Source organism: Photobacterium rosenbergii (assembly GCF_003026455.1).
Lineage (GTDB): Bacteria > Pseudomonadota > Gammaproteobacteria > Enterobacterales > Vibrionaceae > Photobacterium > Photobacterium rosenbergii.
The window spans coordinates 535,281-548,951 of the sequence record NZ_PYMB01000001.1 but is presented as its reverse complement, the minus strand read 5'-3'; the positions used below and the strand labels follow the sequence as shown (position 1 = coordinate 548,951).

The following is a 13,671-nucleotide window of genomic DNA, read 5'->3' as shown; positions in this document are numbered from 1 at the left end:
ATATAGGGCATAATTATCTGGTTGTAATTATTAGATAAATTCCGTAAGGAGAATTCATGGGCCCTCTGATGCTTGATGTAGCTGGCTATGAGCTAGATGCAGAAGATCGCGAGATCATCCAACACCCTACCGTCGGTGGTATTATTTTTTTCGCTCGTAACTATCATGATCGTGAACAACTTCGCGCATTGACAAAAGATATCCGAAATACAGCAAAGCGCCCTCTCCTTATTGCTGTCGATCAAGAAGGTGGCCGTGTTCAACGCTTCCGTGAAGAGTTTACATTACTTCCACCAGCTAAAGCCTTTGCTCAAAGTAATGAAGGTAAATCTTTAGCTTATGATGGTGGCTGGCTAATGGCGGCGGAACTATTAGCTATGGATATCGACCTCAGCCTCGCTCCAGTATTAGACCTTGGCTTTGACTGCAAAGCGATTGGAGATAGAGCATTTTCAGATGATCCTCAGCAGGTTATCCAATACGCTTCTGAGTTTATCAAAGGCATGAAACTGGCCGGTATGGCTGCTACGGGTAAACACTTCCCTGGCCATGGCGGTGTTATCGCAGACTCCCATCATGAAACGCCTGTCGATTCACGCGATAACATCAAACAACATGATATGACGGTATTCCAGTCACTGATCGACGCTAAACTTCTTGATGCCATGATGCCAGCGCATGTTATTTTTGATCATTATGATGGTTCCCCGGCAAGTGGTTCGAATTACTGGCTTAAACAAGTGCTTCGTGAAGATATGGGATTCAAAGGTGTCGTCTTTTCCGATGACTTGAATATGAAAGGTGCGGATGTTCTCGGCAGCTATAGCGAAAGGGCTCTAGCAGCCCAGCAGGCTGGGTGCGATATGGTCATGCTCTGTAACAACCGTGAAGGTGCCGTTGAAGCGTTGGATGGCTTACCTCAAACACAAGTTCCTTTACTTGAATCACTCTGTAAAAAACCAACAGGTGAGTACCGGGACTTGATTAAGACATCAAAATGGCAAGAAACAGAGAAGCGTATCACTCGCTTGCGTAATGAATGGTTAGATAAGCAAGCTTAACCGCTTGTTTATTAGATACAAAAATCGCCCTATATATTCAAACCTCTCTAAGGTGCAGAATAATATATGGGCGATTTTGTATTTCTACGCTATTTCAAAAAATAGCGAGCCATACTGGTAACATCTGAAAACCAGCAGATTACTCTATAAAAAATAGGAATTACAAAGAGTCTCGAGAGTAATCAACTTCCTTGGTACATTTCTTCTTTTCTCTGCAAATAATGTAGAAACCACCAATGATGAAAGCAATAACCAGTAATGTTTCCATAATCACATAAACCTATGATTTATCAAAATGTATGAATACGTTTAGCATCTAAATGCGGCCTGTAAGTCTAAAGATTACCACTAAATCTAGAAGCAATTTTTAGACTGGGGACAAGATACCCCAACAGAGCAAAAAATGCACTAAAAAGTTTGCATATTATTCGTGCTAGTTGCATGTAAACCAAGAAATAACTTCACAATACCAGCCCGACTAATCCTTTAATAACAGAAACTTAAGCAAGTAATTTGTTCAATCAATGTACACTACACTTGCCAGGCTTCACTTTATTGATTAATTAATGAATATTTTGCGTTGAAAAGCCCCAAATAACCAGAGTATTTTTGGCTATAAATTTTCTACCTTCAGATTAGATATAGTTATAAGTATGAGGATAATTGGAAATATTAATTTATGGAGAAAAAAAAGGGCAATTAATGCCCTTTTCTAGATAGATATTCTGAATCTGGCTATTAGAGCCACCTCGCCTGCCCAGTAAAGCTGACGGATAACCAAGTATCCCCTAGCTCATCGGACAAAGCCTCCCAAAGAATAAGCCGGATCTGATCCTGACGTTTCGTCGTCCAGTAAGTGTCGTCCTTTACGAGGATATTGACTTCAAGATCGTACTGCCGCCCCGTCTTGGCAAAATGATGGGTATAGTCGTCAAAATGATATTGTTTGGACAGCTTGGCAATGACACGATCAACATTCTCCTGCACATCATCCTGAGGAGCCACCAGCAATACCTCTCTGAGGTTACGTCGTAATACCTTGATAGGTAGAACAATCGCTGCGAGGGATAAGGCAGAGACCAATATTGGGTCGACATAACGGTTCCACTGGGAATACCCGTAATGATCCAAAATCATCACCGCAATGAAACCGACAAGAATTGACGCACTTAAAATGCCATCGATAAGCCACTCTTGTGAATCTACCTTTACCAACTCAGATTGCTCTGCTTTAGCAATATAAGTTTCAGTAAAATAGATGGAGAAACAACAGATTGTCGAGAGCACTGCATATAAGATTGCATGCTCCAGCACAACCTCATGGCCGCCGTTGACAATGGTTTGCACACCACTAAAAAAGGCAAACACACATGTGAGTAAGATGAGCAAGCCATTGACGACGTTGATTAACGGTTCAATGTGCGCATATCCGAACTGGAAGTATTGATCGTCTGGTTTGGATACAAGGTAAGCTGTGTACAAACTTAACCCTGTCATTCCCATACTGAGTAAGGAGAACATGCCGTCTAGCAAAATGGCGTTGGATCCGACATATAACCCATAGCCAATACCTAGCGAGGACAGAACAACAGTGCCTGCTAGGGATAATTTCAGCGCTAAACGCTCCTTACTAATTTTACGGCTAGTAGCCATAATTTCCTCCTTTTTCATTTACCTGATAAGTTGAATTATTTAAGCGGTATTCAGATGAAAAACCACTTGTTTCATTTGCCTTGTTTCATTTACATAGATAGCTGGATGAACCGCTTCCTACACTATACCTTTAGCACAGTTACGCTTTTGTGATCAAATTGATAGTGAATCTGTTAACCACTTCATTAGCTCATTTTTACGTAAAGCCGTGTTCAGGACCGCCTGCTGGCGCCCCTTTTTAAAAGAGATAGTCGTAGGGACACCACGCAATCGATATTTTATAGGTAACGCTTTGTTTTTATTTATATTTACAAAAACGACCCGAAGCTTACCTTGCTTCTCTTTCGCTATTTTTGTCACGATAGGTTTGAACGCTTTACATGGCGTACAGTTATCTCCCCAAAACACCGCAATGACGGGTACAGGCGAAATAATGATTTTGTCTAAAGACTTAGCGTCCGCTTCTACCGGTTGCCCGTCTAAAACAGGCTTAGAACAGTGCTCACATTTAACGGTATTAGATAGCGATTGAGTAACCATCGATGTGGATTTTTTACAGTGGGGGCACTGGATAGAAAAGGAAGCCATTTCATTTTGCTCTAGGGTAGAAATGGCGGATATTAGCAGAGATTATTTGCGGTGGCACTCAAAATCAAAGTGTGAGTTGTGTCACTATCATTAGGCGCTTTAATGCAGACGCAAAGGCAGTGACCACTAATGAAACTCAAGGGTTTTGTTGGAGCTCCAACCGCTCTATATCACTAAAAAAGTTGATTATCTTTGCCCTGCTTACACTATATTCAAAGCCGGTTCCATCACAAAATTCGCTATTTGTCTGCAATGATGGCGTCTTAATTTGGATAAATTCACAAGTGGCATGCTGCTCACAGGCAAGATTGCGCTCAGTTTGGAGTTGGTCCCAATACGTCACAAAGTGCTTTAAGGCAAAATCAAGCTGCTCATAGTTTTCATCACTCAATGTTGCACGCAAGCCACCTAGTTCTTCTTGCCTATCAGTCATGAAGGTTTTGAATGCGTCATTGAGTGCACTTTCTTCGTTCTCATAGCACTCATCTTGAATGTACTGAGTTTTCTGCTGAGCTATTTCACTCACATTTGCCTGTGATGAACATGCAGACATCACTATCACCGCAGCCAAACTGCTATACCATTTCATACTGTAATCCCCGCAAGAAACAGCTCAACAATTCAATACATCACAATACTGTGTTTTGAGATGTACTCTTTATAACAGTCTTAAGTATGTGCGATGGCCTGAGTCTTGCGCGGTTAACTCATCAAGGTCTTAACACTAAAACACCAGTCTCGAAATCTCCTTACTGACAAATCAATCAAGTGTACCGATAAGTTTACTCCCCCAACAAAAACGACCCTCAGCGAATGTTAACAATTTGATTACACTTAGTACTATTGAACGTCGCCCACCACACTAATGAAATTATTCACTGTTCAAAAGGCACGTTCTTATATTTGCTGTCCGCCTCATTTGAGGCAGCACCAGAAGGAGCTAACGATGAATGTTCTGGCTATGCCGATGCATCGTTTCATCGATCATCGCGGTAAGTTGGTTAATCCGCTCCCTGAATGGGCTGATCTTACAACCCTGAAAGGCTTCTATTGTGACATGGTATTAACTCGCACTTATGATAATAAAGCTGTTGCTCTACAACGTACGGGCAAACTGGGGACATACCCTTCTCACCTCGGGTCCGAAGCAATTGGCATTGCTGTAGGACGTGCGCTAAAAAAATCTGATGTCTTTATCCCTTACTACCGAGATCTACCGGCCTTGTGGGCACGCGGTATTGGAATGGAAAAAAACCTCCAATACTGGGGCGGTGATGAACGCGGTAGTGATTTTTCTCCTGACGATGCCCACTGTCGAGACCTGCCATTCTGCGTTCCTATTGCGACACAATGTACTCATGCGGTAGGTGTGGCTGCTGCCTTAAAAATTCAAGGTAACCACCAAGTCGCTCTGGTTACATGTGGTGATGGTGCGACATCCAAGGGGGACTTCCTCGAGTCACTGAACTGTGCTGGGGCATGGAACATTCCATTGGTATTCGTCATTAATAACAACCAATGGGCAATCTCTGTCCCCCGATCAATCCAATGCGGCGCAGAGTTACTTTCCGACAAAGCTAAAGGTGCCGGAATCGAGGGTATTACGGTCGATGGCAACGATATCGTCGCCATGTTCGATATCGTGGCAAAATCATTGGATCACGCCAGAAAAGGCAAAGGCGCAACCTTGATAGAAGCCGTTAGCTATCGTCTTAGCGATCATACAACGGCAGACGATGCTACGCGTTACCGCAGTGAAGATGAACTCAAACAAGCATGGGAATACGAACCCATAATACGTTTGAAAACATTCCTTATCGAACAAGGGGCTTGGTCTGAACAAGATGATCTCAACTGGTTGGCCCATTGCAAAGATGTTATAGAAAAAGTTGTTGAGAAGTACCTCGACATGACACCGCAGGCCCCTGAGTCTGCTTTTGATTTCTTATATGAAGAACTCAGTGAAGATTTACTGAGCCAACGCGATGCCATCATCAACAAGGCAATGCGCATGCAAGGGGGTAACCATGGCTGAAATCACCCTCCTCGATGCCGTAAATATGGCACTGCACTATGAAATGGCTCACGACGATCGTGTTGTTGTCTTGGGTGAAGATGTTGGCGACAACGGCGGTGTATTTAGGGCAACCGTTGGTTTGAAGGAGAAATATGGCTGTAAGCGTGTGATTGACTCACCACTCGCTGAAGCCCTGATTGGGGGTGTCACCGTTGGTATGGCAACTCAGGGATTACGCCCTGTTGCAGAGTTTCAATTCCAAGGCTTTGTTTTCCCGGCTATGGAGCACCTTGTCTGCCATGCTGCAAGGATCAGGAACCGTACCCGTGGTCGCTTGACTTGCCCAGCCGTTTTCCGCGCACCATTTGGCGGTGGTATCCACGCACCGGAACACCACTCAGAAAGTGTTGAAGCACTTTTTGCCCATGTACCAGGTCTTACTGTGGTAATCCCTTCTTCGCCGCAACGTGCTTATGGTTTGTTATTGGCTGCGATAAGAAGCAATGACCCCATCATGTTTTTTGAGCCCAAGCGAATTTATCGTACGGTGAAATCCAACGTTGTTGATAATGGCGAGGCCTTGCCGCTCAATACTTGCTTCACATTACGAAAAGGCCGAGATCTCACTTTGGTCACTTGGGGGGCGAGTGTCGTTGAGTCACTACAAGCCGCTCAAACACTGTCTGATATGGGTATCGAAGCTGAAGTCATTGATTTGGCAACTATCAAGCCGATTGATATGGCAACAATTATTAAATCTCTAGAAAAAACAGGACGGCTTCTGGTGGTTCATGAAGCCTGCAAGACTTGCGGTGTAGGCGCAGAGATCATTACAAGAGTATCTGAACAGGCCATGTGCTTATTAAAAGCACCACCTAAGCGCGTTACCGGTACCGATACCATCATGCCTTATTACCGTAACGAAGATTATTTTATGATTCAGGAAGATGACATTGTTGATGCAGCGAAATCGCTGGTGGAGGGGTGGAAATGAAATCATTTAACTTACCCGACTTAGGCGAAGGGTTAGCTGAATCCGAAATTGTGCAATGGCATATCAATATCGGGGATTATGTCGAAGTAGATCAGGTCGTGCTCACAGTCGAAACAGCCAAAGCGACGGTTGAGGTCCCTGCCCCATATAGCGGCACCATTGTTAATCGCTATGGGGAGGCCGGCGATGTCATCGGCATTGGTAGTTTGCTTTTGGAGATTGAAGAATCCACCGCCCCTGTTGCAAAGACAAATGTCGCTGCTACGACAGAATCACAGACAAAAGAAGCACAACAGCAAAAATCTGATGCTGCCACCGTCGTGGGTACCGTGGCACAAGAAAGCCACGATATCAACGTTGATGAGTTTTGGGTAGGTAATACCCATCAAGAGAGTACAGAACACCCACTTAGCGCAATGCCCTCTGCAAGGCTGCTTGCCCAAAAGCTAGGCGTTGACCTCAATGCTATTAAAGGTAGCGGTCCTGATGGCGTCATCCTTGATAGCGATGTTTATAATGCCTGTGACAAGCAGCTACCCGGTACGGAAGTTCTCAAAGGGGCTCGCCGTACTATGGTCGGTGCAATGGCGGAGTCTCACCACAATATAGCCGCCGTCACCATCACAGAAGAAGCAAGCCTCGCGCAGTGGCTACCAGAGCAAGATATTACCTGTCGGTTAGTCCAAGCAATTGTTGATGCTTGCCAAAAAGAGCCGGCCCTTAATGCATGGTTTGATGCAGAGACCATGACCCGTTGTTTACATCACACTGTCAATATCGGTATCGCAGTCGATAGTAAGCATGGCCTCTATGTACCGGTTCTGCGTCATGCTGATGAATTTAGCAGCAAAGGTATAAGGCAATGGGTGGATAAAACCGTAGCAGGTATTCGCGAGCGGAAAATTGGCCGTGAGCAACTTCAACACGCCACCATTACCCTATCTAATTTTGGTGCGATTGCAGGCATATATGCCACACCTGTCGTTACTCCACCTCAAGTTGCCATTATCGGGGCAGGTAGAATTATTGAAAAGTTAGTTCTCGACAACGGTAATGTTAAAGCCGTCAAAGTCCTCCCCCTTTCTATGACCTTTGACCACCGAGCATGTACGGGGGGTGAAGCGGCGAGGTTTGTAAAAGCGTTGGTAAACCACCTTCAACAGCCCTCTGTTTAACCGCGTTTAACTTTCTATAGGTAAAAAAATGCCAGTCAAAGACTGGCATTTTTATCGATCAAGAATGTTTATCTCGAATTAATCTTCAGCCGATGGACTAGCAGGCTTTTTCTTTTTAGGGATAAAGACGTTATCACCCACTGCCATGTTGTCGTAGAAGCGTTTGTCCATTTTCTTCTTAGCCTGTGGCTTAGCCTGAGTCTTCTTAGCCACCGGTTTCGCAGATGTCGGTTTCTTCTTAGTAAATTTCTTCTTCGGCGCAGGCTTCAATCCTTTGAACTTACCCTCTAGACCTTCGATAGTCGAGAAACTGATAGACTGCTGCAAGAAAGCTTCAACGTTCTTAAAGCTCTTCCAGTCTTTAGGACCAACAAGAGAAATCGCATCACCTTTGTTACCGGCACGACCTGTACGACCGATACGGTGAACATATTCCTCAGCGTGTTTAGGCATATCGAAGTTGATCACGTGTGATACTTTTTCGATATCCAGACCACGAGAGGCTACATCGGTTGTCACCAAGATCTTATGACAATCACGTTCGAACTGGCTCATGATGGCATTACGTTGGGTCTGGTTCATATCACCACTCAACGCAACCGCCTTCAGCTTACGCTCATTCAACTCATTGGTTAGACGATCGGTATCTGCACGGGTCGCCGTAAAGATAATCACCTGGTTGTAGTTTTCGGTTTCTAGCACCTTATCCAGCAAAGCTTGTTTGTGGTCTAGGTGATCACAAAGGAAGAAGCGCTGAGTGATATCAGTGTGCTCTTCTGCCGAGTGACCAATTGAAATACGTTTTGGCGCATTAAGCATATCGCTTGCAATGCTCACTACATCGGTGTGGTCCAAGGTTGCAGAGAACATCATAGTCTGGCGACGACGGTGGTTAGCTGCTTCGTGAATACGGCGCAGCTGAGCTTCAAAACCAAGATCAAGCATACGGTCAGCTTCATCAAGGATAAGCATTTCCAGACCGTCCAGATAAGTACTGCGGTGCTCAAGATGGTCAGCCAAACGGCCCGGTGTTGCAATCACAAACATTGGATCTTTGCGCAGTGCTTTCACTTGGTCATTGAAGTTCTCACCGCCAACGATGAGCGCTCCGTCATATGGCGTACCTGCGTTCAGCGTTCGCAACTGAGCGAATACCTGCTTGGCCAATTCTCGGGTTGGAGTCAAGACCAAAACTCGAGGATCACGACGAGTAAATGGTTTGCTACGATACATACGCTGCATAGCTGGCAACAAGAATGCCAGTGTCTTACCAGAACCTGTCTTCGACGAGGCTAAGATGTCTTTGCCCAAGATACCGACAGGTATTGCTGCTTTTTGAATTTCAGTTGGTTTATCGAACGCCAAATGATGAAGTTTTTTAATCAGGCGCTGGTCTAATCCAAGATCGTTAAATTGCAAAGTGATGCTCCGGTAATTGCCCAACTATGAGCAAGAATAATACAGTTCAAGCCTGTGTGACAGTCATCACACAGCTCTAAATTTGGTTAGCTGGGCATTGTACCACATTTCAAATTGCTAGCACCAAATTGATAGAGATTTATCGTCATTTCATAAAGATAACCAAGCACGACAGCCTTACCTCAGACCTTAAGCGACCAAATAGTCGAACTTGTCGCAAAATGACCTGTCACTCTAGGACCAGCACAGGTAAAAAGTACATGAGCGCAGTCATGGAGTTAATTGCGCCTTATTGTTTACCCATTTTGTCTAACCAAGAACTCTTCTATGGGTATTGGCCTAAAGCTGGTTACCCCCATGCGAGATACCTGCTTCTCGCATGGGGCTTTTTCACAATCGATATGACTTGTCGCAAAATGACCTGCATTCGGACTGACTTTTCATTTAGTTTGAACAACCATATATCCCAATCCAAACTTGTATCCCCTTCTCGACATGAAACCTATGAAGACTGAAACACCTTGGAAAAAATTCCGTTTGGAAAAAGTGCTTGAACCTGCCGAAAAAAAGAAACGAAGCCCAGGCAGAAAACAGCAGTCGTTTACACAACGTCGCCTAATGGCTGCCAAATCAAGATTTGGTGAATTGGCGCATAAGCACCGTTTTTTAATCATCGAAACAGGGAAGCCAGAGATTGAACTCAAATCGCCACCGAAAAGCCGAGGGATTGCTGAAATTACTTTATATTATGAAGATTGCGTAGCAAGACTCGAAACCTCGGTTGCAGCCCTTCAGCGATTTAAAGAAAGAGCGTCTTTGGATTCGAGTTATACAAACTAGTCATCGATTCAGTTTTCCGTATTTTTATTGTGCTAACCTTCAGGAAAGAAAAATACATGTAGGATATTGAATTAATGACACAAATTCGAAGCCATGCCATACCTATCACCACTTTCGTGATTGTCACCCTGATCATCATTTGGTCTGGCTTGGAACCTGTTTTCCCGGATGTCTGGCTGGCCGAAATCATTCCTGTCGTCTTGATCCTAGCCCCATTGCTGATCACCTATCGCTTTTTCCAATTTTCGAATACGGCTTATATCCTGATTGCCATTTGGATGTCACTGCACACCATCGGCGCCCATTACACCTTTGCCAATGTTCCTTTTGATTGGTTTAACGAACTGATTGGGTCACAGCGTAATAATTTTGACCGCGTTGCGCACTTCTCGATAGGGCTTTATGCATTTCCAATTGCTGAGTTCATGGTCCGCAAAGGTCATTGCAAACCACTGGTGGCGACTATTTTTGCCCTAGCTACAATCATGGCTATTGCCGCTGGCTACGAAATTATTGAATGGTGGTATGCAGCACTTGCTGGCGGAGATGCTGGTATAGAATTCCTTGGTAGCCAAGGAGATATCTGGGACGCACAAAAAGACATGCTTATGGACACCCTTGGCGCAATAACCAGTTTGATATTATTTTGGATAATTAAGCCCTACCAGAAATAAGGGCGATTTAACCCCCTGCATCAAGCCGGGGGTTAACCAAACAATTAGCGCATGAGTTTACTCAATGTTCACACGAGCCTTATATGCGATATATGCTGCGATATCTTCCCTACTCTTAATATCTTTTACATCTCTAATCTGTGTATCAGAAGCTAACCCATTCTCTATCAAGCTTTCAGCCTCTTTGTAGGCGTCAACAACGCTTTTCGCCACAACTTCCATAGGGTCAATAAAATACACGGTAGGGAAATTATCCTGCAATTGGCTCCTTACTAGCGGCAACTCAGTACAACCAAGAATAATGGTATCAACACCTTTAAGTTGTAAAGAACGGATAGCGTGGCTTAACAATTCTGCATTACTGTCAAAAACGCCTGACTTAATACCCGCTTTTTCTCTTATTTCTTGACCGCAATCCGTTCTTTGGCCAGTTTTTTTCCCGTAAATGGCACTGTGGACGTAGTTCTCTTGCTCTTCAGGTTCAAGTTTAAAAAAGTGGATACCATCAAGGTCTAAGTAGCTATCGTAAATGCCAGAATTGTAGGTGCCCGTAGTACAAAGTACCCCAACGACAGCATCAGGGTTTTTCTCTTTTATTGCCTCTGTCGTTGCTTTTAGCATATCAACCAAGTAAACACTGGTTTGTTTCTGGACAGCTTCTCGGAAATAATGCGCGGTATTACACGTCATGACGGCATAATTAACATTATTCTTTTCTAAGATCTTTGCTGACTTGACCATTTCAGGAACAGGATCCCTTCCGCCTTCATTTATGGCTTCGGAACGATCTGGAATATCAGGATTTTTTACGACTAACATGCCCATATGATCCTGATCTTTCAACGCTCCTTGGCGAATCTCTTCTTTTGCTACAATATCCTGAAATAGTGCATCCGCTTCAGGCCCCATATTGCCCATTACACCAAAAATAATTTCCTTCATCTTCATCCTCAATTTATTGCAAGTGTATTGTCTTGCCGTGAGAATATGATGAGTTCATTCATATGATGAATCGTATAAGATGGATGCCATCCTCATTTGCTAATAACATAAAAAAACTGCCATCATAGCGATGGCAGTTTAGAAGTTACACAATATGATTGGCTTTATAAGTCAGGATAACCTGTTGGGTTAGCTGACTGCCAACGCCAAGTATCTGCAGTCATATCTTCAATAGTACGTGTCGCTTCCCAGTGTAATTCAGCTTTCGCTTTAGCAGGGTCTGCCCAACACTCTGCAATATCACCTGGGCGACGTGGTGCAATTTTGTATGCAACGTCAACACCCGCAGCAGTAGAGAAGGCTTTAACCATCTGCAATACGCTGAAGCCATTACCTGTGCCTAGGTTGTAGATATGCAGGCCTGCTTCTTTACCTTTGTGGTTCAAAGCGGCTAAGTGGCCATCAGCCAAATCAAGTACGTGGATGTAGTCACGGACACCGGTACCGTCAACCGTAGGATAATCGTCACCAAAAACAGAAAGGAATTCGCGGCGACCAACAGCAACCTGCGAGATAAATGGCATCAGGTTGTTCGGAATACCTTGCGGGTCTTCACCCATTTCACCACTTTGGTGAGAGCCAACCGGGTTGAAGTAACGCAATAATGTGATACTCATTTCAGGGTGGGCTTTTTGAATGTCAGTCAAACACTCTTCAACCATCAACTTACTACGGCCATACGGGTTGGTCGCACTTGTCGGGAAGTCTTCTGTAATTGGCACAGTTGCCGGATCACCATAAACCGTTGCTGATGAGCTGAAGATCAAGCTGTTCACGCCAGCGGCACGCATTGCTTCAACGAGTACCAATGTTCCGTGAACATTGTTGTCGTAGTATTCCAGTGGTTTTTCTACCGACTCACCCACCGCTTTAAGGCCAGCGAAGTGAATAACCGATTCTACTTCACACTCTGCTAGCACTTTGTCTAGGAAAGCACGATCACGAATATCGCCTTGATAAAATGCTGGGGTAACACCCGTTAGCTTTTCAATTCGAGCCAGTACTGATTGCTTACTGTTGTATAGGTTATCGACAATAATTGGTGTCATACCTGCTTCAATCATCTGAACACAAGTGTGGCTGCCAATGTAACCCATACCACCGGTGACGAGAACTCGCATGCTTTTCTCCCTTTGAGTGAGGATTTACTCAAACAATCTTAGTTAAACTGGGCATAAAGTATCATAACCATATGGAAAATAAAGCAACGATCACATTACATGTTTAAATTGCGAGCAATAATCTGTCCAGTATTAACAAATATAAAACGGTGTATAATAACTTCGTTCAAATTTCTGGGAATGGAGAAGTTCTCGTGTATGCTCAAGTAAATCGCCAACTCATTAAGATTCTTACCCTATTTCTTGCTGTTGTAATACTCAATGGTTGTGAATTGGTGCAGTGGAAAGAAAAACATGACCACGACCAGCTTTATGCCCAAGATTACCAGGAGCATATCCTTAACCTAAAAGAAGGCGGCCAACTAAAGTACTGGATTGGCGGTTCAGGTGAGCCTTTACTGTTAATTCATGGTTTTGGCGGTAACGCTGTCGCAACGTGGAAAGAGGAGATGCTAGAGCTCAGCAAGCACTATCAAGTTATTGCCCCTGACCTTGCGTGGTTTGGTGAGTCTTACAGCATGGGCACCCCCAATCTCACAACGCAAACTGACACCATGTGGCAACTGCTTGATGCACTCGATATAGAAGGAGTGAATGTGGCAGGTATTTCTTATGGCGGCTTCATTACCTACAACATGATGATGCAAACCGACCGTGTCAAAAAAGGGGTGATTATTGCTAGCCCAGGCCCATTATTTAGCGATGAGGATCTCGAAGCACTCTGCCTGAGGGCCGGTGTAGATAAACCAGAGCAGCTATTCGTGCCAACCAATAGCGATGAAGTTAGACGACTGTTTGATAATGTTTTCTATGAGCCCAAAAACATGCCTGATTTCGTTGCCAATCAAATATACAGCAGTTATTTTTCTCCTTACAAAAACGAAAAAGAGCAACTAATACAATCTCTTGTTTACGACAGAGCACGTATTTCAGGAGCGAACACCAATGAGTTCCCACCAACAATGCTAATTTGGGGAGATAGCGATAAAATATTCCCGTTGAAAAACGGCATCGCTTTAAGTAAACACCTAAACTCTGCCATTGTTGTGCTACCTGAAACGGCTCATGGCGTCACTAACGAACAACCAGAAACCGTCAGTAAACTATTGAAAGTATTCATTAGTTAA

Annotated in this window: 13 protein-coding genes; 7 read left to right on the top strand and 6 right to left on the bottom strand. The window is 44.1% G+C overall.

Annotated elements, in window-relative coordinates; genetic code table 11:
• Positions 1 to 56: 56 nt before the first annotated feature.
• Complete coding sequence (gene nagZ, locus C9J01_RS02705) at positions 57 to 1,061, top strand: beta-N-acetylhexosaminidase (protein WP_107296556.1); 1,005 nt, start codon at positions 57 to 59, stop codon at positions 1,059 to 1,061.
• A 738-nt stretch (positions 1,062 to 1,799) separates the two neighbouring features.
• Here the strand turns inward: nagZ and C9J01_RS02700 are convergent.
• The 3 genes from C9J01_RS02700 to C9J01_RS02690 all read right to left on the bottom strand — a co-directional run bounded on the left by C9J01_RS02700 (position 1,800) and on the right by C9J01_RS02690 (position 3,855).
• Positions 1,800 to 2,714 carry a cation diffusion facilitator family transporter gene (locus tag C9J01_RS02700; RefSeq protein ID WP_107296555.1) on the bottom strand — a complete coding sequence of 305 codons (915 nt, stop codon included), beginning with the start codon at positions 2,712 to 2,714 and terminating at the stop codon, positions 1,800 to 1,802.
• A gap of 153 nt (positions 2,715 to 2,867) precedes the next feature.
• On the bottom strand, positions 2,868 to 3,302 hold the full coding sequence (locus tag C9J01_RS02695; RefSeq protein ID WP_107296554.1) for a DUF6568 family protein: 435 nt from the start codon (positions 3,300 to 3,302) through the stop codon (positions 2,868 to 2,870).
• Positions 3,303 to 3,438: 136 nt separating this feature from the next.
• A complete protein-coding gene (locus C9J01_RS02690; protein ID WP_237156846.1) occupies positions 3,439 to 3,855 on the bottom strand; it encodes a hypothetical protein in 417 nt (138 codons plus the stop codon).
• A gap of 393 nt (positions 3,856 to 4,248) precedes the next feature.
• Between C9J01_RS02690 and pdhA the strand changes: the two genes are divergently transcribed.
• The 3 genes from pdhA to C9J01_RS02675 are packed head-to-tail and all read left to right on the top strand — an operon-like array spanning position 4,249 to position 7,488.
• Positions 4,249 to 5,337: a pyruvate dehydrogenase (acetyl-transferring) E1 component subunit alpha gene (gene pdhA, locus C9J01_RS02685; RefSeq protein ID WP_107296553.1), complete on the top strand. Its 1,089-nt coding sequence runs from the start codon at positions 4,249 to 4,251 to the stop codon at positions 5,335 to 5,337.
• The gene (locus C9J01_RS02680) at positions 5,330 to 6,313 is read left to right on the top strand and encodes an alpha-ketoacid dehydrogenase subunit beta (protein ID WP_107296552.1); all 984 of its coding nucleotides are present in this window, start codon (positions 5,330 to 5,332) and stop codon (positions 6,311 to 6,313) included. The genes pdhA and C9J01_RS02680 overlap by 8 nt, the downstream gene beginning before the upstream one ends.
• Positions 6,310 to 7,488: a dihydrolipoamide acetyltransferase family protein gene (locus C9J01_RS02675; protein WP_107296551.1), complete on the top strand. Its 1,179-nt coding sequence runs from the start codon at positions 6,310 to 6,312 to the stop codon at positions 7,486 to 7,488. Before C9J01_RS02680 ends, C9J01_RS02675 begins: the two co-directional genes overlap by 4 nt.
• Positions 7,489 to 7,566: 78 nt before the next feature.
• On the opposite strand, the gene C9J01_RS02670 is transcribed toward C9J01_RS02675, so the two are convergent.
• Positions 7,567 to 8,907 (bottom strand): DEAD/DEAH box helicase, encoded by a 1,341-nt coding sequence (locus tag C9J01_RS02670; protein WP_107296550.1) that lies wholly within the window; start codon positions 8,905 to 8,907, stop codon positions 7,567 to 7,569.
• A gap of 504 nt (positions 8,908 to 9,411) precedes the next feature.
• On the opposite strand from C9J01_RS02670, the gene C9J01_RS02665 reads away from it, so the two are divergent.
• Positions 9,412 to 9,747: a hypothetical protein gene (locus tag C9J01_RS02665; protein ID WP_107296549.1), complete on the top strand. Its 336-nt coding sequence runs from the start codon at positions 9,412 to 9,414 to the stop codon at positions 9,745 to 9,747.
• Positions 9,748 to 9,821: 74 nt separating this feature from the next.
• A complete protein-coding gene (locus C9J01_RS02660) occupies positions 9,822 to 10,421 on the top strand; it encodes a DUF2238 domain-containing protein (RefSeq protein ID WP_107296548.1) in 600 nt (199 codons plus the stop codon).
• 57 nt (positions 10,422 to 10,478) lie between these two features.
• On the opposite strand, the gene C9J01_RS02655 is transcribed toward C9J01_RS02660, so the two are convergent.
• Both C9J01_RS02655 and galE read right to left on the bottom strand, forming a co-directional pair.
• A complete protein-coding gene (locus C9J01_RS02655; RefSeq protein ID WP_107296547.1) occupies positions 10,479 to 11,363 on the bottom strand; it encodes an aspartate/glutamate racemase family protein in 885 nt (294 codons plus the stop codon).
• A gap of 164 nt (positions 11,364 to 11,527) precedes the next feature.
• On the bottom strand, positions 11,528 to 12,544 hold the full coding sequence (galE, locus tag C9J01_RS02650; protein WP_107296546.1) for a UDP-glucose 4-epimerase GalE: 1,017 nt from the start codon (positions 12,542 to 12,544) through the stop codon (positions 11,528 to 11,530).
• Between the two features lie 194 nt (positions 12,545 to 12,738).
• Here galE and C9J01_RS02645 point away from each other — a divergent pair, with 194 nt between their 5' ends.
• Positions 12,739 to 13,671 (top strand): alpha/beta fold hydrolase, encoded by a 933-nt coding sequence (locus tag C9J01_RS02645; protein ID WP_107296545.1) that lies wholly within the window; start codon positions 12,739 to 12,741, stop codon positions 13,669 to 13,671.